The organism is Sutterella massiliensis, assembly GCF_016899755.1.
GTDB lineage: Bacteria > Pseudomonadota > Gammaproteobacteria > Burkholderiales > Burkholderiaceae_F > Sutterella > Sutterella massiliensis.
The window spans coordinates 1-289 of the sequence record NZ_JACJJC010000394.1; the positions used below are offsets into that span (position 1 = coordinate 1).

The 289-nt window shown below is 59.2% G+C and carries 1 protein-coding gene; it reads right to left on the bottom strand.

Translation table 11 applies throughout. The features are described from left to right. Nucleotides 1-289: hypothetical protein (locus tag H6A60_RS13055; protein WP_205105293.1), on the bottom strand; the 289-nt coding region annotated here is incomplete at both ends.

Consider the following 289-nt stretch of genomic DNA (forward strand, 5'->3'; position numbering starts at 1 on the left):
GCCGTTGACCGTCAGCGTTCCGCTCGTCACGGAGAGCGCGACGTTGTCCAAAACGTCGTTGCCGGTGGTCGTGAAGCTGTAATTCGTACCGGTGAGCGTCAGTGTCGAGCCTGCGCCGAAGCAACTGTCAGCCTGATCGGCGTGGAAAGCAAACGTGTCGTCACCGTTACCGCTTACAACGATTTCGCCGCCGGCAGCGGTGAGATCGAGCTTGTTGGTGAGCGTGGTTGCGCCGGATGCATCAACACTCAACTTTGACTTGCTGCCGGCAAACGTGATCGTCCCCGTA